The organism is Bradyrhizobium sp. Ec3.3, assembly GCF_000472925.1.
In the GTDB taxonomy this organism is placed as follows: Bacteria; Pseudomonadota; Alphaproteobacteria; order Rhizobiales; family Xanthobacteraceae; genus Bradyrhizobium.
In genome coordinates, this window is record NZ_AXAS01000019.1 from 101,997 (window position 1) to 125,559 (window position 23,563).

General features: G+C 62.5%; 19 protein-coding genes. 10 read left to right on the plus strand and 9 right to left on the minus strand.

The features are described from left to right. Positions 1–31: 31 nt before the first annotated feature. A complete protein-coding gene (locus YUU_RS0121060; protein WP_027524183.1) occupies positions 32–904 on the minus strand; it encodes a MurR/RpiR family transcriptional regulator in 873 nt (290 codons plus the stop codon). 140 nt (positions 905–1,044) lie between these two features. Here YUU_RS0121060 and iolG point away from each other — a divergent pair, with 140 nt between their 5' ends. From iolG to YUU_RS0121085, 5 genes are all read left to right on the plus strand, one after another. Further along, complete coding sequence (iolG, locus tag YUU_RS0121065; RefSeq protein WP_027524184.1) at positions 1,045–2,052, plus strand: inositol 2-dehydrogenase; 1,008 nt, start codon at positions 1,045–1,047, stop codon at positions 2,050–2,052. An 81-nt stretch (positions 2,053–2,133) separates the two neighbouring features. Continuing rightward, a complete protein-coding gene (locus tag YUU_RS0121070) occupies positions 2,134–2,943 on the plus strand; it encodes an SDR family oxidoreductase (RefSeq protein WP_027524185.1) in 810 nt (269 codons plus the stop codon). 235 nt (positions 2,944–3,178) lie between these two features. After that, positions 3,179–3,919 carry an ATP-binding cassette domain-containing protein gene (locus YUU_RS0121075; RefSeq protein WP_027524186.1) on the plus strand — a complete coding sequence of 247 codons (741 nt, stop codon included), beginning with the start codon at positions 3,179–3,181 and terminating at the stop codon, positions 3,917–3,919. Then, positions 3,909–5,012 carry an ABC transporter permease gene (locus YUU_RS51300; RefSeq protein ID WP_084801496.1) on the plus strand — a complete coding sequence of 368 codons (1,104 nt, stop codon included), beginning with the start codon at positions 3,909–3,911 and terminating at the stop codon, positions 5,010–5,012. Before YUU_RS0121075 ends, YUU_RS51300 begins: the two co-directional genes overlap by 11 nt. Positions 5,013–5,063: 51 nt before the next feature. Beyond that, positions 5,064–6,068 carry a substrate-binding domain-containing protein gene (locus tag YUU_RS0121085; protein ID WP_027524187.1) on the plus strand — a complete coding sequence of 335 codons (1,005 nt, stop codon included), beginning with the start codon at positions 5,064–5,066 and terminating at the stop codon, positions 6,066–6,068. A 157-nt stretch (positions 6,069–6,225) separates the two neighbouring features. On the opposite strand, the gene YUU_RS0121090 is transcribed toward YUU_RS0121085, so the two are convergent. Further along, entirely contained in the window at positions 6,226–6,864 is a 639-nt protein-coding gene (locus YUU_RS0121090) for a TetR/AcrR family transcriptional regulator (RefSeq protein WP_027524188.1), read from the minus strand. Positions 6,865–7,192: 328 nt separating this feature from the next. Here YUU_RS0121090 and YUU_RS0121100 point away from each other — a divergent pair, with 328 nt between their 5' ends. The 5 genes from YUU_RS0121100 (at position 7,193) to YUU_RS0121120 (ending at position 14,915) form a co-directional block, all read left to right on the plus strand. Further along, a complete protein-coding gene (locus YUU_RS0121100; RefSeq protein ID WP_027524189.1) occupies positions 7,193–7,996 on the plus strand; it encodes an SDR family NAD(P)-dependent oxidoreductase in 804 nt (267 codons plus the stop codon). 129 nt (positions 7,997–8,125) lie between these two features. After that, the gene (locus tag YUU_RS0121105; protein ID WP_027524190.1) at positions 8,126–9,247 is read left to right on the plus strand and encodes a DUF5938 domain-containing protein; all 1,122 of its coding nucleotides are present in this window, start codon (positions 8,126–8,128) and stop codon (positions 9,245–9,247) included. A gap of 55 nt (positions 9,248–9,302) precedes the next feature. Further along, the gene (locus YUU_RS0121110; RefSeq protein ID WP_027524191.1) at positions 9,303–10,835 is read left to right on the plus strand and encodes an AMP-binding protein; all 1,533 of its coding nucleotides are present in this window, start codon (positions 9,303–9,305) and stop codon (positions 10,833–10,835) included. 133 nt (positions 10,836–10,968) lie between these two features. Continuing rightward, positions 10,969–11,472, plus strand: coding sequence for a hypothetical protein (locus tag YUU_RS0121115; protein ID WP_027524192.1), 504 nt, complete (start codon positions 10,969–10,971; stop codon positions 11,470–11,472). 338 nt (positions 11,473–11,810) lie between these two features. Further along, complete coding sequence (locus YUU_RS0121120; protein ID WP_027524193.1) at positions 11,811–14,915, plus strand: DEAD/DEAH box helicase; 3,105 nt, start codon at positions 11,811–11,813, stop codon at positions 14,913–14,915. Between the two features lie 64 nt (positions 14,916–14,979). On the opposite strand, the gene YUU_RS0121125 is transcribed toward YUU_RS0121120, so the two are convergent. The 7 genes from YUU_RS0121125 to torT form a co-directional block, all read right to left on the minus strand. Next, positions 14,980–17,352: a xanthine dehydrogenase family protein molybdopterin-binding subunit gene (locus YUU_RS0121125; RefSeq protein ID WP_027524194.1), complete on the minus strand. Its 2,373-nt coding sequence runs from the start codon at positions 17,350–17,352 to the stop codon at positions 14,980–14,982. A 15-nt stretch (positions 17,353–17,367) separates the two neighbouring features. Beyond that, entirely contained in the window at positions 17,368–17,826 is a 459-nt protein-coding gene (locus tag YUU_RS0121130; protein ID WP_035662919.1) for a (2Fe-2S)-binding protein, read from the minus strand. Between the two features lie 16 nt (positions 17,827–17,842). After that, positions 17,843–18,736, minus strand: coding sequence for a xanthine dehydrogenase family protein subunit M (locus tag YUU_RS0121135; RefSeq protein ID WP_051389825.1), 894 nt, complete (start codon positions 18,734–18,736; stop codon positions 17,843–17,845). Next, positions 18,733–19,746, minus strand: coding sequence for an ABC transporter permease (locus YUU_RS0121140; RefSeq protein ID WP_027524197.1), 1,014 nt, complete (start codon positions 19,744–19,746; stop codon positions 18,733–18,735). Before YUU_RS0121140 ends, YUU_RS0121135 begins: the two co-directional genes overlap by 4 nt. After that, positions 19,739–20,755 (minus strand): ABC transporter permease, encoded by a 1,017-nt coding sequence (locus tag YUU_RS0121145; RefSeq protein WP_027524198.1) that lies wholly within the window; start codon positions 20,753–20,755, stop codon positions 19,739–19,741. Before YUU_RS0121145 ends, YUU_RS0121140 begins: the two co-directional genes overlap by 8 nt. Then, positions 20,752–22,290 carry a sugar ABC transporter ATP-binding protein gene (locus tag YUU_RS0121150; protein ID WP_027524199.1) on the minus strand — a complete coding sequence of 513 codons (1,539 nt, stop codon included), beginning with the start codon at positions 22,288–22,290 and terminating at the stop codon, positions 20,752–20,754. Before YUU_RS0121150 ends, YUU_RS0121145 begins: the two co-directional genes overlap by 4 nt. A 70-nt stretch (positions 22,291–22,360) precedes the next feature. Further along, complete coding sequence (gene torT, locus YUU_RS0121155) at positions 22,361–23,458, minus strand: TMAO reductase system periplasmic protein TorT (protein ID WP_027524200.1); 1,098 nt, start codon at positions 23,456–23,458, stop codon at positions 22,361–22,363. Between the last annotated feature and the right edge of the window lie 105 nt (positions 23,459–23,563).

The window sequence follows — 23,563 nt, forward strand, 5'->3', positions numbered from 1 at the left end:
TGCCTCGGCGCGTCATTGACCTCGATTCATTCTACTTACCGGTAACCGTTGGTATCCGCGGATTGACGTCGTTTTTCTGCAGTCTCGCGGCCAGCGCTACCGTCAAAGCCTGTGCAAGGCACATCGGAGCGGCGAGGGAACGCGAGAACGTGTACTCATGCTCTGGAACCGCGAACAGAACGCGAGCGCTCTTGGCCAGCGGCGACAGCGTGCTATCCGACATCGCAATGATGGGAACGCCATTGCGCCCGGCTTCCTCCACAACGTTGACAACCTCGTTTGCGTAGAAGCGGAACGACACCGCAACGAGTACGTCCTTCTTGCGGATCGTACGCGCGATGTGCGTAGCAAGTCCGCCGCCTGCGTCGAGCAACACGCAACGTTTGCCCAGCATGGTCAATATGTAGCGAAGGAATTCAACTACGGGCGCTGAACGTAGTTGCCCGATCAGAAAAACCGAGTCGGCTCTCTCAAGGAGGCTCACCGCTTCCGAGAGAGCTTTTGGAGAAATGTCCGCGAGCATGTCCTGAAGGGAGGCAATGTCACGGACGACCAGGTCGCGCAGGAAACCGACTTCGCTACGATCGGCGCGGGCGCCCAACTCGATTTCCAGAGCTTTAATGCGCGCCTCGAAACCCGGGGCTGCGGTTGACAAGCGCCGTTGAAACAACGCCTGAAGCTCTTTGAAACCTTCATAGCCAAGTGACTGGGCGAAGCGCACGAAGCTCGAAGCATGGATGCCGCAGCGATCGGCGATGGCATTCACCGACAGGACCGCGACATCATTCGGGTTCTGGGTCAGATAGACGGCTATCTTTTGGTAGGACTTGCTCATGCCATCGTAGCGATCGTGGATGACACGGATCAATTCCTCATAGTCTTCCGGTGTCTTCACGTCCTGCATTTAAGGTGCTCTCAACATTGGTTTCATCGTGTGCTGGTGGCACAGCAGAATCATTGACGGCGTCAGCGAACAATTATTGACACTTTCGCATATTCGCAATAACCCTTGCAAGCAATTCGAGCACTCGTCGGTGGGAGGAAATGGTGGCGATCAAATTCGCATTGCTCGGCTGCGGGCGCATTGGCGTCTTGCATGCCCGGAATCTTGCCAAGGCGGACGGAGCGAGCCTGGAGACGGTATTCGATCCGAACACAACTGCCGCCGAAGCGGTCGCCAGAGCGCATGGTTGCGGGATATCGACAAGTGCGGAAGACTCGATTGGTAAGGCCGACGCAGTCCTGATTGCGACGTCGACGGCCATGCATGCCGATCTGATCGAGCTCGCGGCAAAGGCCGGCAAGGCGATTTTGTGCGAGAAGCCGATTGACCTCAGTCTCGATCGGGTGCGAGCATGCCGCAAGGCCATTGATGGCTGCAACGTACCAATCCAGATTGGCTTCAATCGCCGCTTCGACCCCGGGCACAGAGCTGCGCGCGACGCCTGTATCGCCGGCAAGATCGGAAAACTTGAGCAGGTCGTTATCACGTCGCGTGATCCCGGGATGCCACCCCGAGGTTACACCGCGGTCTCGGGTGGAATCTTCCGTGACATGACGATCCACGATTTTGACGTGGCGCGTTTCATGTTGAACGACGAGCCGACCGAGGTCTTCGCGACCGGCAGCGCGCTTGTTGATCCCACCATTGGATCGGAGTTCGGTGACTTCGATTCCATAATGGTGATCATGCGTACCGCTGACGGAAAGCTGTGCCATATTAATAACTCTCGACGTGCAAGCTTCGGCTACGATCAGCGGATCGAGCTGTTTGGCAGCGAGGGGATGGTCATCTCGGACAACAAGAAGGCACACGAGCTGAAGTGTTACGGCGCGACCACGACTGAAGCGGCCGAACCCTACCTCAACTTCTTTATCGAGCGCTACGCCGAGGCCTACGAAGCCGAGATCGCCGCATTCATTGCCGCTATTCGTGATGGTCGGCCAACCCAGGCGACTTTCGACGACGGTTACCGCGCGCTCATGCTCGCGGAGGCTGCCGTCGAGTCGGCCAGAACCGGCAAGAAGGTCGAGGTCCGCGATATCGCATGACGTCGACTGGGACGTGCTTGCGGACGTCGAGCAGCAGTAGGGCAAGCCAGACAGCACTCCACCAACTCTTGGAGGACTTGCATGACATCGATGCGTGGAAAGATCGCGATCGTCACGGGCGGTACGCAGGGGCTCGGTGCCGCCATCGCCAAACTCTTCGCCGAGCGTGGTGCCAAAGGCATCGTAACGTGCGGTCGTGACGAGACGAAGGGGCGGGCAAGGGCCGATGCAATCGCCACAGCCACAGGCGCAGCAGTCGTGTTTGTGCGCGCTGACCTCACGAAGATCGAGGATTGCGCCAGAGTCGTGGCTGAGGCGGACAAGGCCTTCGGGCGCGTCGACGCGCTTGTGAACGCCGCCGGTGACACAAGCCGCGGCACTATCATCGATACAAGCCCCGAACTTTTTGACAAGATCTTCGCCGTCAATACGCGTGCGCCCTTTTTCTTGATGCAAAATACGATCAAGCTCATGCGCCGTGACAGAGTGCAGGGCACAATCGTCAATATCTCTTCAATGTCGGCGATGGGCGGCCAATCCTTCATTGCTGCTTATTGCGCATCGAAGGGCGCGCTCGACACGCTGACGCGCAATACGGCCCATGCGCTGCTGCGCAACCGCATCCGCGTGAATGGTCTCAATATTGGCTGGATGGCCTCGGAAGGCGAATTCAACACGCAGCAGGTCTACCATGGCCGGTCGGCGAACTGGCTCGAAGAAGTCGCCGCGCGGCAGCCCTTCGGCCGATTGCTCGATCCCATCGAGGTTGCGCGCGCTGTTGCATTCCTGTCCTGCGATGAGTCCGGAATGATGACGGGAGCCACGATCAACTTCGATCAAAGTATCTGGGGCGCCTACGATACGTCGCCGCACCCGGAAGCACCGCTCTGAGACGTTCGAGGCGAAGGGCTCCGTAAGGTTGCGGGCGCGGGTACGGCATCGCGCCGAGCAAGCCACACTCCCGATTTCCGCGCTTTCTGGTCGAGCCGCAATAATGTCCATTGCAAGGGCACCGCCCGCCACATGAAATAGACGTTGCGAGACTGCGTTTTGTGCAATATTAATTGCGCAGATCGGGGAGGTGAAGTGGCCGGATAGAGCTGCCACCGCACGATGGAGGGAACGTGTGGCTTTACTTGATGTGCGAAGCATCTCGAAGAGCTTTGGTGCCATTCGTGCACTGCACGACGTCAGCTTTTCGGTCGATCCAGGGGAGGTGGTCGGGCTGATGGGCGACAACGGCGCCGGCAAATCGACCATGGTGAAACTGATTGCCGGAAACTTCCCGCCGACCGAGGGCGCCATTGTCGTTGATGGCAAGGCATGCCATTTCCACAGGCCGATCGAAGCCCGGGCTGAGGGCATCGAAGTTGTCTATCAGGAACTCGCGCTGGCCGACAACCTTACGGCCACGGAGAACGTCTTCCTCGGCCGCGAAATCAAGAAAGGATTTGGGCCGTTCCGCATCCTCGACAAGCAGTCGATGATCAGGCGTGCCGGCGAGCTCTTCGCCGAGCTCAAATCGGAAACGCGGCCCCGGGATCTCGTGAAGAAGATGTCAGGGGGACAGCGGCAGGCTGTTGCGATTGCCCGAGCCCGATTGTCCAATGCCAAGCTAGTCCTGATGGACGAGCCGACCGCGGCCATTTCTGTGCGACAGGTCGCCGAGGTGCTCGAGCTCATCCGCCGGCTGAAATCTCGCGGAGTATCGGTGATGCTGATCAGCCACCGCATGCCCGACGTTTTTACCGTCTGCGATCGCATCATTGTGCTCCGGCGCGGCTCAAAAGTGGCCGACAAGGAAACTGCAGCGACCTCGCCGGAGCAGATCACCGGCCTGATTACGGGGGCGATCCGTGAAGCCTAGTTCCGCCAAAGCGATAGAAGAAACGCACGCCGCAATCAGTGACGTCGTCAGCATTCGCGAGCAGACGACCTTCCAGCGAATGATGACCAGTCAGGCATTCTGGGTCGCGGCCGCACTCCTGGCTCTGGTGATCTTCATGACCTGGCTGGAGCCGAGCTTCGGAACAGCCGACAACGTAACGAACATTACGCGCAACTTCGCTCCGCTTGCGATCATGAGCCTCGGCATGACCGTGGTCATCATCACGGGCGGCATCGATCTGTCCGTCGGCTCGGTGATGGGGCTCGTTGCCATTGTCACAGGGTTGCTGCTGACCGGGCATCATTCCTGGTACGTCGCCTTTGCAGCCGGGCTCTTGGCGGGATTGGCGTGCGGAGCCTTCAACGGCTTCTTCGTTGCCTATATTGGCATGCCGTCCTTCGTCGTGACGCTCGGCATGTTGTCGATCGCCCGCTCGCTTGCCGTCGTGCTCTCCGGCAACCAGATGCTGTATCAGTTTGGTCCGGACGCGCCCATCGTCAGGGCGATCGGCCAGGCGAAATGGCCGCTCCATGCGCCAGCCGGCTGGGCGCCACGCTGGTTTCCGGAGCTCTCCTCCCATTTCTGGGTGATGGTGATCCTTGCCCTCATCCTCGGCGCCATCTTCATCTTTACGGCGTGGGCGCGTCACCTCTATGCGATTGGCTCCAACGAGAACGCCGCGCGCCTGACCGGCGTGTCGGTCGACTGGATAAAATTCCAGGCGTACGTGTTTTCGTCATTCACGGCCTCGATCGCCTCGCTGCTGCTCCTCGGCTACAGCGGCTCGGCCATCAACGCGATGGGGACGGGCTACGAGCTTCGAGTCATCGCCGGCACCGTCATCGGCGGTGCCAACCTGATGGGCGGCTACGGAACCGCATTCGGTGCAGTGATAGGCTCGGCCTTCCTCGAGGTGATCCGCAACGCGCTTCTGATGGCCGGCATCGACTCGAACTGGCAGGGCGCCTTCGTTGGCATGTTCATCGTCATTGCCGTGCTTCTCGGCATGCAGACGAGCGGAACGTCGCTTGTTGCGACGATCCGCGAGTGGGTCGCGTGGAAGCGTAGTTAGGAATCCGATGGTAGTTCGGAGACTTGGAATCAACAAAGAGGGAGGAGAAACGTGCATAAACATCTATTGATGGCCGCCGTGGCGTTTTCAGCGCTCATGGGAGGACAGGCCTGCGCGCAGCAGAAGTTCACCTTTGCGCTCGTTCCCAAGAATATGAACAACCCGTTCTTCGATCAGGCGCGGGACGGCTGCAAGAAGGCGGAAGCCGAGTCCAAGGGCGCCTTCCAGTGCATGTATATCGGCCCCGGAGAGCATGGCGGCGGCGAGGAGCAGGTGCAGATCGTGCAGGACCTCGTGGCCAAGAAGGTGGACGGAATTGCCGTGGCACCGGCCAACGCGGCAGCGATGGCCGTTGCGCTGCAGGCCGCCAAGGGCGCCGGCATTCCCGTGTTGACCTGGGACTCCGACGTTCTCCCTGAGAATAAGGAGCTCCGTCTTGCCTATATTGGCACCCACAACTACGAGATTGGCGTCAACATCGCCAAGATCGTTCAGACCATCAAGCCGAAGGGCGGCACGATCTGTATCCAGTCCGGCGGCGCAGCTGCAGCAAACCACAACGAGCGCATGAAGGGTATCCGTGACACGCTTGCCGGCAAGGAGTCTGCCCAATCGCCCGGGGAACGGCTGACTGGACAGAATGGCTGGAAGGAGATCGACGGCTGCCCGCTCTACACCAACGACGATTTCCCTCTGTCGGTGCAACAATTCCAGGACATCATGGCAAAGAACCCGACTTTGGACGCATTCACGCCGACGGGCGGCTTCCCGCAATTCGTGCCGGACGCCAACCGCGCTGCGGTCGCGCCCTTCAAGGACAAGATCGCCAAGAAGGACCTGGCGTTGGTGGTTGCCGACACGCTGCCGGTTCAGATCGACCAGATGAAGGAGGGGCTGTCGCTTGGCCAGGTTGGGCAGCGTCCGTTCGAAATGGGCTACAAAACCATGTTCGCCTTGAAGGACGTCAAGGAAGGCAAGGCTCCGCCTAAAGATCCGACATTTACCGGCCTCGACGTCTGCACAATCAAGACCGTCGATACCTGTATCGCCAAGTAGTTCGTGTGTGACGGCAGCGGGCTAGAAAGCCTAGCCCGCTGACCTTCCACAACGATGCGGCCGCGAGCCGTTTGGGGGGCAGTCGTACCTGATCTTCTGCCCGCTTTTTGGCGAGCGCCGCAGGCAACGTCAGCATGTCACCTGCAGTCAAAGCCGTTCAGCAAATGGTTGGCAGTAGCCGCCGAACCTCTTCCAGCAATTCGGGAATCGCGCCGTCGTCCTTCGATAAAAACTTGAGCAGAGCATTCTGAAACAGCCCGTCGAACAGCGCGTAGAGCACACCGGCCGAGACCGCTGGGCGCTTGCCGCCTAGTTCCGCATAGCGCGAGGCGATCCGCCAGACCATGTTTTCGAGGCTCTTGTCGATTTCGACGACGTCCTTGCGGAAGGCGTCCTCGAACAGCGCCTGGGCGCGCAGATCGTACCAGAGGCGGTGCATGCGCGCCTCTTTGCGGAGGGTTTCGGCGAGTTTGGCGAGAAAGCCCTCCATCAGCTCCTCGCGGCTTTGCGCACTGGCGGTGACCTGATCGTAGCGGGTCACGCACTTGGCCTTGTAGTGGCTGACGCAGCAGCAGATCAGATCCGTCTTGTCACGGAAGTAGTAGTGAAAGACCCCATGCGTAAACGCTGAATTCTGTGCGATTTCACGCAAGGAGGTGCGGGCGTAGCCTAGCTCGCCAAGCGTCTCGAGCGCGGCTTCGGCGAGTTCGAGCCGGCGCGCATTGAATTTCTCTTCCTTGAGCGCCTCGGTCGCGTCCAAAACGCGCTTCCTTGCACTCGCCACCTGCTGCGCCATCGACGTCCATTCCTCGTCTTGCTCTGTCGCCCCGGGAAGCGAAGACGATTCGCGCCTCCTTCAGACGGGCCGACTCTAGCTGCACCAAGAATTTTGACAACCGTCAAGGAATTTCTTGACAATCGTCAAAGCAAGACTAAACAATTGTCAAAATCGGTTTTGACAGCTGTAAAAGAATGCCCAAGAGGGAAAAAGGGGGAGAAGAAGCGCAAGCAGGCCGCCTCATTGATCATCTGCTGCACCGGAACCGGCGCGGCAGAGAGAGCGTCGTCCAGAGCCTCGCGGCGATCCGCCGCCTTCAATCAAAACAAGCAACGGAGGAGACGTCATGAGTGGGAAGACACTTGCGGGCAAAAAAGCCCTGGTAACCGGAGGCGCGCGGGGTATCGGCGCCGCGATTGCACAAGCCCTGGCGAATGCGGGTGCGGCAATCATGATCGCCGATATCCTTGAGGACGTCGGCAAGGACACTGCCGGGACGATCGCGAAATCGGACGTGAAGACCGGATTTGTGAAGCTGGACGTCACCGATGATCAGCAATGGGAAAGGGCGGTGGCGGCCACAGTTTCCACACTCGGCGGCTACGACATCCTCATCAACAATGCCGGGATCGAGATCACCTCGCTTATCATCGATGTGCGGGCCGAGGACCTGCGTCGCATGTGCGACGTGAACATCGTCGGGGTCGGGCTCGGCATGAAACACGCGTTCCGCGCGATGCGTCCCGGCGGCGCGGCCGGGGCAGGCGGGGCGATCGTCAACATTGCGTCCGTCGCAGCCACCATCGCGTTTCCGGCCATCGCAGGGTACTCGGGCACGAAGTCTGCGGTCGACCGCATGACGCGGGTTGCGGCCATGGAGGCCGGCAAGCTTGGCTACGGCGTGAGGGTCAACTGTCTCTATCCAGGGCTGGTGCCGACCGACATGGGCATGCAGCTTGCCGGCGACATCGTGAAGGTGGGGCTCGCTCCGGATCCCAATGCCGCCGTCGCCTCGGTCGTTGAGCAGACGCCGCTCGGCCGGCTCGGCGAGGTCGGCGACATTGCCGACGCGGCCGTGTTCCTCTGCTCCAATGAGGCCCGCTTCATCACGGGAGCCGGGCTGCCGGTCGACGGCGGCATGGGCATGTAGTGCCGCTCGTTTCGACCTGACCTACGTCGCCGGGGAGCAATCGCCTTTCGGAACGGAGACGCATGGCCAGGTCGCGGCCGGCTCAACTGCGATCCAAATCAAAACGCAAAATCATCTGGAGGATTCAACATGAGTGAAAAGCGCCCCGTCGTCGTCTATGGCGTGTCCGGTTATACCGGGCGGCTGGTCTGCGAATATCTGCGGGAGTACAACATTCCCTTCATCGCCGCGGGCCGCGATGCCGCGAAGGTAAAGGCCGTCGTCGAGAAGATCCCCGGCATCGAGACCGCCGACTACGAGGTCGTCGGGGTCGAGCACAGCGTCGAAGCGCTGACCAAGCTGTTCAGAGGCGCGAAAGTGGTGAGCAATATGGTCGGCCCATTCATCAAATACGGCAATGAAGTCGTCGAGGCCTGCCTCAACGCCGGCTGCCACTACAGCGATACGACCGGCGAACAGGACTGGGTGCTGAAGTGTCAGGAGACATGGGGCGATAAATTCGCGGCAAGAAACCTGTTGCTCGCACCGAACATCGCGCAGATGTATACGACCGGCGAAATCGCCGCCAACATCTGTCTCGAACACCCCGGCCTCGACACGCTTGACATCCTGGTGTTCTGGAAGGGCCTTCCGACCTACGCCTCGACCCAGACAATCTTCACGATCCTGAAGGCGAACTGGTACTATCTCGAACAAAACAAGTTCGTCGAATGGGACGTCACCGCTCGCGCCGACGCCGTGGTCCCGGGCCAGCACGAAACCGCCATTGCTGTGCCATGGGGCGGCACCGCGCATCCGGTCTGGTTCAAGAACGATCCGCGTGTCTCCAATTGCCGTGTGCTTGGCGGCGTTCTCGCGCGTCCCGTCATGGAGGGGGTGGTTCAGACCACTCAGATGGTGAAGGAGAAAATCAAACCGCTGCCGCCTGATCAGCAGGAGAAGGCTCTCGCCGACATCGCCGCGACCATTCAGGCGGCAATGCCGCCACGGGAGAATCCGCGCATCAACACCTCGATCGACTCGGTCTACGCCTCCGGGCCGCTTGGTCGCGCGCACTGTGTGATCCACGGCAACTGCAACTACAAGCAGACTGGAATGCTGCAGGCTTATGCCGCGTTCTCGCTGCTGCAGACCGCGCCGAAGAAGGTCGGCTTCGCGTCGGGTTGCCAGGCGTTCGGACATCGCGAATTGCTCGGCCAGCTGCGTAGCTTCGGCCTGGTGATGAACCCGATCCTGACCATCCACAATTGATGGTTTGGCCGGCGCGGCATGGTCCGCGCCGACCTCTCTTCGCGCGGAGGCGGCCATGCGGCTGATCGACTATCTCGACAAGGGTGCCTCGCTGGGTGCGGACGCGCCATGCCTGACCATGGACGGCCGCGACCTAAGCTACGCCGACGTGCAGCGGCTGAGCTACCGGATCGCTCGCAGCTTTGAGCGGTCCGGTATCGTCGCCGGCGACAAGGTCGCCGTCCTATCGGGCAACGATCCGCTCGCGTTTGCTTGCGTGTTCGGCATTTCCCGCGCGGGTACGGTCTGGTGTCCGGTCAATCCGCGCAACGAGGCGGCGGAGAACCAGTTCATCCTCGATGACTTCGACTGCAGCCTGCTGCTGTTTCATTCCAGTTTCGCCGGGATGGTGGAGAAGATCCGCCCGAAGCTGCCGAAGCTGCGGGCGTTGGTGTGTCTTGACGCTGCATTGCCGTTCGCCGAATCGTTCGACGCCTGGCTGTCCGATGACATCGGCTATTTTCAGCGCGAACCGGTCGGCGACCTCGTCATGTTGCCCGGCACCGGCGGCACCACCGGGAAACCCAAGGGGGTGATGCTGTCGGATCGAAACATCGAGACGATGACCGCGCTGACGTTGATGAGCTACCCGTTCAAGGGGCGTCCGACCTACCTCGCGCTGGCGCCGCTGACGCATGCCGCGGGCGTGTTGTGCTTTCCCGTGATGGCGCTCGGCGGACGGATTGTCATCATGCATCACCCCGATATCGGCGAATTCCTCGCCCTGATCGAGAGTTATCGCGTCACTCACACGTTTTTGCCGCCGACCGTGATCTACATGCTGCTCGATCATCCCCGGCTCGACAGCGCCGACCTCGGCTCGCTGCAGTGCTTCTGGTACGGCGCGGCGCCGATCTCGGCCTCACGGTTGGCGGAAGCGTTGCAGCGCATCGGGCCGATGGCGCAATTGTTCGGGCAGACGGAAGCACCGATGATGATCTCGACCATGGCGCCGGACGAGCATTTCAATGCAGATGGTTCGATCGCCGTCGAGCGGCTGTCGTCAGCAGGCCGGGTAACCCCGCTCGTCCAGGTCGGCATCATGGATGGCGACGGCAATCTCCTGCCGAGCGGGCAGCGCGGCGAAATCGTGGTGCGGGGTTCGCTGGTGATGGCTGGATACTACAAGAATCCCGAGGCCACCGCAGAGGCCTCGGCCCATGGCTGGCATCATACCGGCGATGTCGGCTATCTCGATGCCGACAACTTCCTCTATATCGTCGATCGCGCCAAGGACATGATCATTACCGGCGGCTTCAATGTCTATTCCGTCGAGGTCGAAAACGCGCTGCGGGCGATCGGGACTATCCAGGACTGTGCCGTCGTGGGTCTACCCGACTCCAAGTGGGGCGAGCGCGTGGTTGCGGTGGTTCAGCCGCGACCAGGCCAAAGTGTCGATGCGGCTGCCGTTACCGCCTTCGTCAAGGCCCGCATTGGCAGCGTCAAGACGCCAAAGCAGATCGAGGTCTGGAACGACCTGCCACGCTCGAAGGTTGGCAAGGTGCTGAAGGCCGATGTCCGCGCCAAGCTGCTGCAAGGCTCGGGATGAGCTGCGCTCGCTCAAACCGTACCAATACCTGCGTGTAGACCTTCTCGTTTGGTACCACGAATCTCGTGGCGCGCAATTTTGCGCTTCCATTTGACTGTTTCTCCGGGATATATCGTCGCCGGAGAGCATCACAATGTTTCGAAGGCGGAAGAAAAGCTCGCGCGCGCATGATGCGCGGTTGGTGCAGCAACGAAACGACCGAGACGATAGTTCCGGCAAGGATATCCAGGCGCGCATTGCTCAATTGAGAAACGTGCCGCGGGAGAAGCTCGCCGATGCGGTCTTTATGCTCTCGATGGCGGCAAAACAGCAAAGTGGGCTGATACGACAATCGATCAATGAACGCGCGAAGTGCGACTTCGATTTCGATCCGCCACCCAGTGGAGATCTGGCCGCCTACCTCGCAGAGGACACGGTTTCCACCTTGCGACATCACGTAGCGGACGTGCCGAATCTCTTGGCTCTCCTTTCTGGGCGATCGCCTGCCGTTCACTTCACCGTCCATCAGGGAGACGCCGTTTCAATGCTTGCCGCGTTGATCCGGGAGCAGCGGCTGGAAGGCATTTTGGAAGGCCTCCGGCTTGCTGGCCTTCTGAACGAGTCCTCTAAAGATCGTCATGCAGGATTCAGTTCGTAACGTCGAACAAATCCGAGGGGCCTCTGCGCCCGACGAATGCTCGCTTTGCGCCTGTCGTGGGAGCATCCTCAGAGCCTGCCGTCGACATCAGTGCGCGACGGGCCGATCGGGGAAATGTGGGCAAGTGACGGAACTTGTGTATCGAGGCGGGCGTAAAGCAATCTGCGAGCACACGGGCTGGATCGATCGAAAAAATCATGGCCATGAGCTTAAGCTGATGGCGAGTCAACGACGGGATCAACGTGGGTCGTTCCAGTAAGGCGCGTGTCGCCAACCGTGCAAAGAAGCGAAAAAGTCCTGCGCCGCGGACTGCGATTTCTTCTTCGTCTCCGCTCGGCATGTTGGCTCTCCATCTGCTGGCGCAATGGAGGAAGTCTGGGCGCAAGGGTCTCGTCTTTCTCGCTGAGAACGAGAACAGGGCCGAGCGGCTGGGGGCTACTATTCATGCACTCGATCCCTCGTGCGACGTGCTTGTCTTTCCGCGTCTGAATACGCTGCCGTTCGATCAGTTGGAGCCATCGCACGAGATCGCAGGTCGACGCAGTTCGGTCTTGAGGCGCCTTGCGAAGCCCGAGAAGCCGATCCTGCTGGTGTCCACGGCAGAGGCCGTGATGGAGCGCCTGCCGACGCCGACGAGTTGGTCCCGCCTAATTGAGCGTCTAAAGGTGGGCACCACCTTCTCCGAACAGCACCTCAAGTCGCGATTTGAGGCACTCGGCTACGACCTCGATGACGAGGCGGACTACCCCGGCGGCGCGTTGTTTCACGGGAAGACATTCGAGATATTTCCCGCCGGGGCACTTAGTCCATTCCGGGTGGAGCATTCCGGCCACGTGATACGCCGGATTTCGGCGTTCAATCCGGTAGAGCAGGAGGTTCTATTCGAAGCGAAGGAGCTCATCATCGATCCCATGTCGGAGCGCCTTGCGTATGGGAACAAGCGCAGCAAACGCTGCAATCTGTTCGACTATTGCGGGCAAGCCAAGTGGATTGCGGATACTATGGTTCCAGGGCACGCCGACGGCTGGTTGAGCACGATCGAGGAGGCGGCCGGTCGCACGGACCGAGAGCGCGAATACCTTGGGCGGCGCGATTGGAAGGCAGCGACCAAGCGGATGCATGTGCTGCCCCAAAAGGCACCCTTCACTCCCACGCCGGAGTTTTCGAAGGTCGCTTCGCCAAGGAAAGCTCTGCGTACATTCGTCGACGAGACGCGACGCGCCGGTTCGCAGCTGATGTTTGTTGCTGCGCTGGATGAAGATCTGCGCACCCTGGAACGGATGAGCGGGGTCAAAGCCGAGCGCTTTTCCGACTGGAGCAAGGCGACGGCCGGATGCAATCGCGCTGCGGCGCTATTGGCCGACTTCGATACTGGATTTGTCGAATCTGGCCGGAAACCTCTTGTCGTCGTGACGGCGTCGGACGTGCTCGGCAGCCGGGCCCATCATCCACAACCCATGGCCAGAGTCTGGAATGCTGCCTTCGACCACGCTGATGTGCCGGAGGTGGGCTCAGTGGTGGTCCATCTGCAGCGAGGACTGGCTTTGCTCGAGGGCTTGCAGACGGTAGCAACCGGGGGTGTATCGTCGCGCGAGATGATCAGGCTCGCATTCGCAGGAGATGATGCCGCTCTCGTTCCGCCGGCCGACCTGACCCTGATCTGGCCGTATGCGTCGGAACTCGGGGGGGTGACTCTGGACAGGGCCGACGGAAGTACATGGTGGGCGCGGCGCACCGAGGCGGAGCGCGAGCTTCAGCTTGCCGGCAAGCAGCTTGCGAAACACATCAGCCAGCGACGCCGCCGGCGAGCCGCGAAACTCGTACCGCCGGGTTCAATCTACGAGAGGTTCGTAGCGCGTTTTCCCTATTTCACGACGGTCGACCAGTCGAAAGCTATTCGGAACGTCCTGGATGATCTTGCCTCAGGTCACCCAATGGACCGAGTGATTTGCGGTGACGTCGGATTCGGCAAGACCGAGGTGGCTTTGCGAGCGGCGGCTGCCGTCGTGCTGTCCGGCAAGCAGGTGGCGATGGCTGTACCGACGACCGTCTTGGCAAGACAGCATGTCGCGACCTTCCGCAAGCGTTTTGCCCCGTTCGGTATCGAGGTCGGAAACCTGTCTCGAGGCGCGTCGACGTCCGAGGCAAGGGCGGCGAAGGAAGATCTCAAGAGCGGAAGACTGAAAATCGTGGTCGGAACGCAGGCTCTCGCCTCGAAGGATGTGAAGTTTGCCGACCTTGGCCTGGTTATTATCGACGAGGAACAGCATTTTGGCGCAGCAGAGAAGGCGAAGCTTTCAGCGCTGACCAAGGGCATCCATGCCCTTTGGATGAGCGCCACGCCGATACCGCGGACGCTCGCGGCGGGTTTGGCTGGCTTCAGAGATCTCAGCGTTATTGCCTCTCCGCCTGTTCATCGGCTTCCGGTCGTCACGAAGATCGCTCCGCTTTCCGACGCTGCAATTGTCGCGGCGCTATTGCGCGAACAGAGGCGCCATGGGCAAAGCTTCCTGATCTGTCCGCGTATCCAGGATCTTGATCCGATGCTGGCGCGAGTACATTCGATGGCTCCCGATCTCCGCATAGTCTGCCTTCATGGCAAGTTGTCCGCCGACCAGATGGACGACCGTATGATGAGCTTCGTCGAGGGCGCCGCTGACGTTTTGCTGGCGACCAACATTGTCGAAAGCGGTCTCGATATCCCGCGGGCCAACACGATTGTGGTCTGCTGGCCTGAGAGGTTCGGTCTCGCGCAACTCCATCAGCTCAGAGGAAGGGTTGGGCGCAGCGGGATACGTGCGTTTGCGCATTTGCTGACAGATTCAGACGCGGAGCGATCCGAGAAGCGGCTGGCCGTTCTCGAGGAATTCAGCAGACCTGGGGCGGGCTTTGCAATCAGCGCCCGCGATCTCGACCTGAGAGGGGCGGGAGACCTGCTTTCGGAGCGGCAGTCGGGCCATTTGCAGGTGTTCGGACCGGTGCTCTACAGCCACCTTCTCAAATTAGCCTCGGAGAAAGCCGACGATAGGGCTGCCGATCTGTGGGTACCTGACCTAAATCTTCCAGTCGTCGACATGTTGCCGCCAGGCTACATACAATCGGAGGCGGTTCGTCTGGAAATCTACGCTCGTGCGGCCAGGTGCCGAAGTGCCGACGAACTAGATGATCTGGAGGAGGAAACCCTGCTTCGTTTCGGCAAACTGCCGCCGGCAGCCCGCGATTTCTTTGCCGCTGCAAAGCTCAGGATCGACTGCAGGCGACGGGGTATCGTAAGGCTGGACGTCGGAGTGGAGGCGGTAGCTGCGACGTTCCTGCCGGGACGACTGCGGAAGTCCAGGGCGAGATCGCTGCAGCGCGACGGCGATCGGGTTGTCTATACCAGCAAGGATCGCGAGGGGGCGTTGAGAAAGGTCGAAGAGTTTCTCGACGCTCTGGATGACTGATCGCGGCGTCGGGCCGGCCGCCGCAACGCATGTACGAACTGCGAGCCTCTTGCCAAGATCATTCCTACGCGTTGCCCTGGGGAGTTTTGTGAGGGCGCACAAGATTGTCCGACCACGTCTCGGCAATGTGGGGAAGGTCTAGGTCGCGCTTCCGATCGAGCAGAAGTTCGAGGACGCGCGGCGGCGTCAATGGCAGCTCTTGGACGCGCTTTCCTGTGGCGTTTGCAACAGCGCATGCGACGGCCGCTCCGACATTGAGAATTGGTACCTCGCCGGCACCTTTGGTCCCGAGCGGTCCCATCGAGGGCGCGCCCTCGTAAAGACTGATCTCGACGGGCACGACATCGAGCGCCAGTGGCACGCGGTAGGTTTCGAAGCCGGTTTGGCAGACCCGACCATTGCTGCCGATGGTTGCTTCTTCATGCAAGGCATAGCCCAGCCCTTGCACGACGCCGCCCTGAATCTGTCCGTGGATCGCACGCGGGTTCAGTGCGCGGCCGACGTCCTGAACCACACGATAGTTCAGTACTTCGACATGCCCGGTCTCCGGATCGACCGCGACCTCGCAGTCGTGGACGGCGAAGACGGGGATGTCGATCGCGTCGATGAAATGGCCGGCGACGCATCCGGGCATCGCCGGCACGCCGGCGCCCGTGAAAGCACCCGTGCCGGAGATCGGGCCGCCCAGCGCCTGGGCCCGCGTCGCAACCTCGGTCACGGTGCGGCCCGAGCCGGGCGCGCCGGCGATCTCGATCCGACCCTCGCGCATCACAAGGTCTTCGGGAGCGGCCTCGATCATGTCGGAGGCGACCTTCAATAGCTTCGTGCGCACCTCCTGTGCCGCCGACAGGCTCGCCGCGCCGAGCGAGACGGTCGTGCGGCCGCCGCCGACGCCGACATCATAGCCGGCAGCATCCGTATCGGCGGCGCGCACGATGACGCTCTCTGGCGCAATGCCGAGCGTGCTCGCGACGATCTGGGGCAAAGCCTGCATCATCGAGCCGGATCCGATCTCGACACCGGATGTCACCAACGTCGCCGTGCCATCGGCATTCATGTTCACGGTCGCAGCCGACGGACCCACAAAGACGAACCAGGTGCCAACCGTGGTCGCACGACCATAGAGCCGCCCGTCGGAACGACCGGGTGGCATCGTGGCCGCGTCGCGCAGCGTGTCCATCCGGTCGAGCATCGGACCGAGCACGTCCGCTTGGAACACTTGGCCTGTAGCGCCAAGATCCTTGTCGCCGAGCACGTTGCGGCGGCGGAAGAGAAGCGGATCCATGCCGATCCTGGCCGCGATCTCGTCGGTATGCCGCTCGAGCGCAAAGGTGTTGTAGACGCCGTTGCAGCAGCGGAAGGCGCCGTTCGGCGTGGTGTTGGTGTAGACCGCGCGTGAGACCAGCCGCACACTGCCCAGCCTGTAATTTCCGCCGAGCGTGTGCGCGGTCATGGTAGTCAGGAAGATCTGCTCGCCGCCATAGGCGCCGCAATCCATCAGCACGACCGCTTCGCGGCCGACGATCTCGCCCTCGCGCGTAACTGCCGAGCGAATCCGGATATCGGCATTCTCGCGGAACAGGCAGGTCAGCATTTCCTCCTCGCGCGAATTGACAAGCCGGACCGGTCGGCCACTGGCGCGGGCGAGGAGGGCGGCGAAGGGTTCGACCCCCAGATCAAACTTCAGGCCGAAGCCACCGCCGACCGGCGGCACCGTGACGCGAACTTGCGATGCCGGCACGCCCAGAAGGCGCGCGGTGGCGTTGCGGATGCCCCAAGGGGCCTGCGTCGATGTCTCAATATGGAAGCGCCCGTCCTCGTAGCTCGCGACTACCGCGCGTGGTTCGAGCGCGACGTGGTTCTGGCGGCCGACCCGGAACGAGCTTTCGACGATTTCGACGTCCGGCCGGGCAAAGGCGGCATCGACATCGCCGCGGACGACGGTTGCCTCCCAGGCGACGTTGCCTTCGCGCGCACCGCCTTCAAACAGGACCTCATAGTCGCGCCAGTTGGGATGGACCAGCGGCGCATCAGGCGCCAGCGCGTCAGCCATCGTGAGCGCAGCGGGCAGGGGCTCGATCTCCACCTCGATCGCCGCGAGCGCCGCTTGCGCCTGCGCCAATGTGGTGGCCGCAATCGCAGCCAGCGGTTCGCCATCATAGTGAATGAGATCGCGCGCAAAGAGCGGATGATCGGCGATGCCGATCCCCATCATACCGGGTGCGTCTGCGTCCGTCACGATCGCACGCACGCCTGGCATGCGGGCGGCTCTGGAGGTATCGAGGCGGACGATCCGGCCCGACGGCACGCTGGCGCGCAGCACCGCGGCGTGCAGCATGCCCGGTAGATAACGATCGGCGGTGTAGCGGGTGCGCCCGCGGAGCTTGTCGGCAGCGTCGCGCCGGCGGAGATCCATGGTCGCGGAAACATCGGACATGTCAGCGTCTCCCGATTATTTCGTGGCCAATGCGAGCAGCGTCGCATCGATGATGCGCTCGTAGCCGGTGCAGCGACAGATGTTCCCGGTCAGCGCCGCACGAATGTCCTCGCGCGTGGCGTCGGGTCTGGTCGTCAGGAGATGCGTCAGACTGACCACCATGCCGGGAAAGCACATGCCGCACTGAACGGCATCGCTGGCGTCGAGCGCGGCCTGGATGCGATTCAACTGGCCGTGTGTCGCAAGGCCCTCGACCGTCTGGATCTCGCAGCCATCGGCGAGCGCGGCCGGCGTCAGGCAGGAGGGCGTCGGCTTGCCGTCGATGAGCACCATGCAGGCGCCGCAAAAGCCCTCGCGGCAGACCGGTTTTGCGCCGGTCAGATGAAGTTCTTCACGTAGGATATCGACGAGCGGGGTGGCAGGATCGGCGGTGGAGGCGAGCCGGTCGCCGTTGACGGTCAGGCTGAGAGCCATATGCATCCCCGATGGTTTAGGCGCCAAGCGCGGTAGCCGCCGCGCGGCGAACTAGGCCCGGCAACACGCTGACGCGATACCAGGCTGGCGCGTCAATGCCGTCGCGGCCGACGAACTCGTCCGCCAGTTCAGCGGCGGTCCGCGCCGCTTCCTCGGCGTCGAGCGAACGTCCAATCAGGGCGGTCTCGAGCCGCTCCCATCGCCGCGCGACCGGTTCGACAGAACCGACCGCAATCCGTGCAGCCTGCACCTGACCTGCCGCATCGACGCTGACCGAGAGGCTGACGATGGCGACCGGATAATCCCCGGCTTTGCGCAATGGAAGGCGGGCGTGAGCAGTCTTGCGCTCGCTGCGCGGCACGACGACCTGCGTGACGAGTCGGTCGGGCGCCAAGGTCGATCGGATCTTGAGGAAGTGCTCCAGCTTCATCCGTTCGCGACCGTCCCGGCCTGCGACCTCGATCTCGGCTTCGAGGCAGAGCAAGGCCGGTACGCAATCGGCCGCGGCGAAGCCTGGCGTTGCAAGATTGCCGCCGATCGTCGCCATCGCGCGGATCGCCGGGTTCGCGGAGCGGCCGGCGGCGGCCGCAAGGACATCGAATTCGGGGAGATCGGCCAAAGCGGCAGCGAGTGCCGCGTGCGTCACCGCGGCGCCGATCTCGACCACATCGGTCCCGATCCGGACGGCTCCGAGTTCGGCGATCCTGCCTATCGCGACATAGCGTGCTCGCAACGGTTCGTGCCGGATCGGTGATCTCATGATCCACGTGCCACCAGCGAAGACGGCGCCGGCTGCGCCGCATTCGCTGAGCGCATCGAGAGCACTCGCAAGCGAAGGCGCGACATAGATTGACGACGCCGCATTATGCGCCTCGGCAGGGGTGCTTTGCACGGAAGAGCCGGTGATCATTGGCCACGCTCCAGTCGCAGGCGATCGAGCAGCACGCCGACAATGACGATCGCGCCCAGCACGACCATCTGGACGTATCCGTCGATGCGGGTGAGGTTCATGCCGTTGGACAGGATCGTGATGAACAGCGCGCCGAGCACGGCAGTGCCGACCCCGCCGCGGCCGCCTGCCAGGCTCGTTCCGCCGACCACGGCACCGGCGATCGCTTGCAGCGATAACGCACCGCCGAGGTTCGGCTCGCCCGATCCGGTCCGCGCCGTCATCATGATCGCGCCGAGCGCGGCAAGGCCCGAGCACAACACGTAGGTCGCAACGAGGATGCGTTTCACCGGCAGGCCGGCGACCGCGGCCGCGCGTGGATTGGTGCCGATGATATAGAGCGATCGCCCGAACACGGTGCACGACAGGATCAGGTGGAGCGCGATTCCGATGACGACGGTGATGACGATGGCCGCTGGTACGCCGAAGACGCTGCCGCCATAGAAAATTTGCGAGAATAGCTTCGGAACACCTTGCACGGGCCGGCCGGAGGAGAGCGTGGTCGCAATTCCGATCGCGATGTTGTAGCTGCCGAGCGTCGCGACGAAGGGATTGACGCCGAGCAGCGCGATGACCACGCCGTTGAAAAGACCGCAGGCGATGCCGAGGCCGAAGCCGGCGCCGAGCCCGGCGAACAGCACCACGCTGGTGTCGTGACCCGTCGCCGTGGCACCGGCCATGGCGAGCGCGGTGCCCACGCTGACCATCGACACCGTTGGGCCCAGCGCAAGGTCGAAGCCGCGCGTCAGGATGACCACGGTCTGGGCCATCGCGAACAGAGCCAGGTAGCTGGTCTGCTGGGCAATATTGAGCAGGTTGGCCGGCGAGAGCACGCCATGGTCGAACGCGGCGAAGCCGAGCAGCAGCGCCACCAGCGCAGCCGGCAGCACCGCATTCCAGACCCAGCGGCCCGACAGCGGCTTGGCACGATCCGTGTCCTTGGCCATGACGGACAATTCGAGGTCAGACACGGGCTTTCCTCCGTCGGCTGAGTTCGTCGAGCGCCACCGCCGCCACCATGATCACGCCGAGGAAGACCGGCTGAAGCCGGGAGTCGACGTGCAGCAGGTTGAGCGCATTGCCGAGAATGGTCAGGAACAGCGCGCTGATGGCGACGATCTCGACCCGCCCGACGCCACCACGCAAGCTGACCCCGCCGATGACGGCAGCCGCAATCGATTGCAGCATCATCCGGTCGCCGCCGAAGCTTGCCTGGCCGGAGCCGACCTGCGCGGTGAGCAGGATACCGGCCAGCGCTGCAAGCACACTCGATACGACATAAGTGCCCACGATGTGGCGCTGGATCGACACGCCCGACACCACGGCCGCATCGACGTTTCCGCCGATCGCGTAGACGTAGCGGCCGAACAGCGTGCGTCGCTGCGCGAATACCATTACTAGGATCACGATCAGCGCGACATGAACGGCGGTCGGCAGGCCGAACGCTTGCGCGCGCCCAAAGCCCTTCACGAAGATGTCGGGCATGCCATAAACGGGGATGCCATTCGTGATCATGAGGCCGACGCCTGCGGTCGCCGACATCGTGCCCAAGGTCACCACGAAGCCGGAGACCTTGAGTTTTGCCACGCAGAATCCGTTGACGAGCCCGACCACCATCCCGCAGCCGAGCCCGGCCGCGACGCCGCTTGCAATGATGAGGGCGGTGTTGCCGGGAAACGCGGTAGCGGTGGTGGCCATCGTCTTGGCGGTCACGACGCTCGCGAGTGCGACGACTGCGCCGACCGAAAGATCGAAGCCGCCAGCGACGATGACCAGCGCCTGGCCGCAGGCAACGATCGCCAGCAGGGAGGCGTTACGCAGGATGTTGAGGATGTTGATGATGCCGTAGAACTGGGGATCGGTCGCGGACATGGCGGCGACGAGCAGCAGCAGAAGTGCCGGCAGAAACCCGATTCGGCCGGCGATCGATCGGAGGCCGATCGAGCTCTGCGGCCCTGCGGTGACCCGCGCCGTGCTCATGCAACCTCCGCCGTGAGATGATCCCGGAAGAAGCTCGAAAGCACGTTCTGCTCGGTCTTCTCGTCACCGGTCAATTCCGCGGCGATGCGGCCGTGATGCATGACATAGAGCCGGTTCGACAGCGCCAGCACCTCCGGCAATTCCGAGGACACCACGATCACCGCGGCGCCTGCCTCGACCAGGCGCTTCATGAACTCGTAGACTTCGAGCTTGGCGCCGACGTCGATGCCGACGCTCGGCTCGTCGAACAGGAACACGGTGAGCTCGCGCGTCAGCGCGCGGCCGAGCATCACTTTCTGGCGGTTACCGCCCGACAACGCGCCGGCGGTTCGCTCGATATTGGGTGGCCTGAGCTGCAACTGCGCCATGATTCCGCCGATCCTGGCGCGCTCCGCGGCCTGCCTCAGTAGGCCGAAGCGGGCGAAGGCGGGCAGGTCGAGCACCGTCATCGAGGCGTTCTCACGGATCGGCCGGGACAGTGCGAGCCCTTCAGCGATGCGGTTGGCGGGGAAATAGGCGATGCCGCGCTTCAGGCTGCGTCGCGGGGCAGGGAATTCATAAGGCGCACCGTCGATCCGGATCACGCCGGACGTCGCCGGCTCGATGCCATAGATGGCCCGGATCAGCTCCGACTTGCCGCAGCCGACAAGGCCGGCGATGCCCGTGATCTCGCCGGCCCGGGCATAGAGGTTCACATCGCGAACGCTGCCGTCGGCGAGCGTCAGGTTTTCGACGTCGACCATCACCTTGTCCGGCTTGTGCGCGATGGTCGGAAACAGCAGATCGATCTTGCGGCCGGTCATCAGCTCCACCAGCTCTCCGTCGGTCGATGTCGCAGCATCGAGGGTGCGGATGTGGCGGCCGTCGCGGAGCACCGTCACGCGGTCGGCCAGCGCGCGGATCTCGCGCATGCGGTGCGACACGTAGATCAGCCCGACATTCTGGCTCTTGAGCCGGGCGATCAGCTCGAACAGCCGCCCGGTCTCGCGCTCCGTGAGCGAAGCGGTCGGCTCGTCGAGGATCAAAAGGCGCACGCGGCCGAGCAGGGCCTTGGCGATCTCCGCCATCTGCTGGTGCGCGCGCGACAGATCGTCAACCCGCAGCGCAGGATTGAGATCGAAACCGAGCTCGTCGATCAGCGCGGTTGCGCGCTTGCGCATCTCTCGGGCCCACAACACGCCGCCTTGCGAGACTTCGCGGCCGAGGAACAGGTTCTCTTCGACGGTGAGACTCGGAACGAGGGAGAATTCCTGGAACACCGGGCTGATGCCGATCGCGCGCGCCCGTTGTGGCGTGAGATGACGGATCTCTTCACTCTCGAAATGGAAAGTGCCTTCGTCGGGCGGAAATGTGCCCGACACCACGTTGATCAGGGTCGATTTGCCGGCGCCGTTCTCGCCGAACAGGACGTGCAGCTCGCCGGCACGGACGTCGAGATCGACCCGATCGAGCGCACGGACGCCCGTGAAATGCTTCGAGATGCCTCGCAGTCGAAGCAGAGGTTCGGCCGGCTTCGGGTCGTCGTCGACATCCATCTGCTGCTCCGCAGGCCGTTGGGACGAGAGGCGGGAGACGCATCTCCCGCCTCAAGAATTAATCGCAGGCTTACTTGGCCTTGACCGAGTAGACCGGGGTCCACTTTGCCGGCGCCAGCACGAGATCCATCTGCAGTTTCGGCACGGTGGTCTTGTCGACCGCGGAGGCCAGCGGCTGGGCGAGGCTCATCACTGGCTTCTTCTCGATCAGGCGCACCGCCTGGTCGACCGAGATGGCGCCTTCGCCGACCGGGTACTGCGTTGCAAAGGCCAGGATGTCGCCTCGGTTCAGCGCATCCAGCATGGCCTGGTTCTCGTAGGACGACATGATCTTCAGGTCGCTACGGCCGGCTTCTGCCACCGCGCCGATCGCAGCCTCGGCGGTGGGCGCGGTGCCCCAGATCACGTTCATGTTGGGATAGGCCTGCAGCGCGTCCTGGATCAACTGCAGCTGGACCGCGACACCGGAGTCGCCGAACTTCTCGGCGAGCACCTTGGCGTTCGGATTCTTCGCCACCGCCTTCTTGAAGCCTTCGTTGAAGGATTCCGCCCAGCCGGAGCCGGCCGGTCCCGGGAAGGTCACGATGTTGAGCTTGTCGCCGGGCTTGGACTGCGCCAGCAGGCCCTCGCCGGTGACCTCACCCATGGCGACGAAGTCGACATAATTGGCGGCGGGCAGGGCATTGGGCGGCAGCGGATTGGCGACGCCGACGACCGGAACGCCCTTGGTCTTCGCTTCTTCGAATTTCTTGCTGAGGCCTGCGCCGGAGATCGCGCCGACGATGATTGCATCCGCGCCGCTCGCCATGCAATCGTCGAACTGCGAGAGCTGCTTGGGCAGGTTCTCGTAGCCGCCGGCTTCATAGAGCGTCATGTTGACGTTCAAGGCCTCGGCCTGCTTCACGACGCCGTAGGCGACCGCCACCCAGAAACTGTCCTTCATGTGCGGAAACAGCACACAGAGCTTGTAGGGCTTCTCGGCCTTCTCCAGCGCCGTATATTCCGCCGGTTTTGGCGTGCCGGACGAGGCGTCGTAAACCTTCATCGGAAACCATGGCGTTTCGGCCGAGGCCGCGGTCATTGCGCAAACAGCGAGGCTCGCGGCGACGCCGAGCGTCGTGCAGATCGGCTGAAGCCGGTTGATGGGAAGGCGCGTCGTGCAGGTCATGGCTCAATCCTCTTGGTTCGAATGATGGGGTGAGGACCGCCGGCGTCGGGTCCTCCTTGCATGCGCGTGCCGCGCCGCCCGTGGGCGACGCGATTGCCAACGGGG

Coding starts and splice junctions, on each gene's coding strand:
- YUU_RS0121060 (WP_027524183.1), bottom strand. CDS start 904: ATGCAGGACGTGAAGACACCGGAAGACTATGAGGAATTGATCCGTGTC.
- iolG (WP_027524184.1), top strand. CDS start 1,045: ATGGTGGCGATCAAATTCGCATTGCTCGGCTGCGGGCGCATTGGCGTC.
- YUU_RS0121070 (WP_027524185.1), top strand. CDS start 2,134: ATGACATCGATGCGTGGAAAGATCGCGATCGTCACGGGCGGTACGCAG.
- YUU_RS0121090 (WP_027524188.1), bottom strand. CDS start 6,864: ATGGCGCAGCAGGTGGCGAGTGCAAGGAAGCGCGTTTTGGACGCGACC.
- YUU_RS0121100 (WP_027524189.1), top strand. CDS start 7,193: ATGAGTGGGAAGACACTTGCGGGCAAAAAAGCCCTGGTAACCGGAGGC.
- YUU_RS0121105 (WP_027524190.1), top strand. CDS start 8,126: ATGAGTGAAAAGCGCCCCGTCGTCGTCTATGGCGTGTCCGGTTATACC.
- YUU_RS0121110 (WP_027524191.1), top strand. CDS start 9,303: ATGCGGCTGATCGACTATCTCGACAAGGGTGCCTCGCTGGGTGCGGAC.
- YUU_RS0121115 (WP_027524192.1), top strand. CDS start 10,969: ATGTTTCGAAGGCGGAAGAAAAGCTCGCGCGCGCATGATGCGCGGTTG.
- YUU_RS0121120 (WP_027524193.1), top strand. CDS start 11,811: ATGTTGGCTCTCCATCTGCTGGCGCAATGGAGGAAGTCTGGGCGCAAG.
- YUU_RS0121125 (WP_027524194.1), bottom strand. CDS start 17,352: ATGTCCGATGTTTCCGCGACCATGGATCTCCGCCGGCGCGACGCTGCC.
- YUU_RS0121130 (WP_035662919.1), bottom strand. CDS start 17,826: ATGGCTCTCAGCCTGACCGTCAACGGCGACCGGCTCGCCTCCACCGCC.
- YUU_RS0121135 (WP_051389825.1), bottom strand. CDS start 18,736: ATGATCACCGGCTCTTCCGTGCAAAGCACCCCTGCCGAGGCGCATAAT.
- YUU_RS0121145 (WP_027524198.1), bottom strand. CDS start 20,755: ATGAGCACGGCGCGGGTCACCGCAGGGCCGCAGAGCTCGATCGGCCTC.
- YUU_RS0121150 (WP_027524199.1), bottom strand. CDS start 22,290: ATGGATGTCGACGACGACCCGAAGCCGGCCGAACCTCTGCTTCGACTG.
- torT (WP_027524200.1), bottom strand. CDS start 23,458: ATGACCTGCACGACGCGCCTTCCCATCAACCGGCTTCAGCCGATCTGC.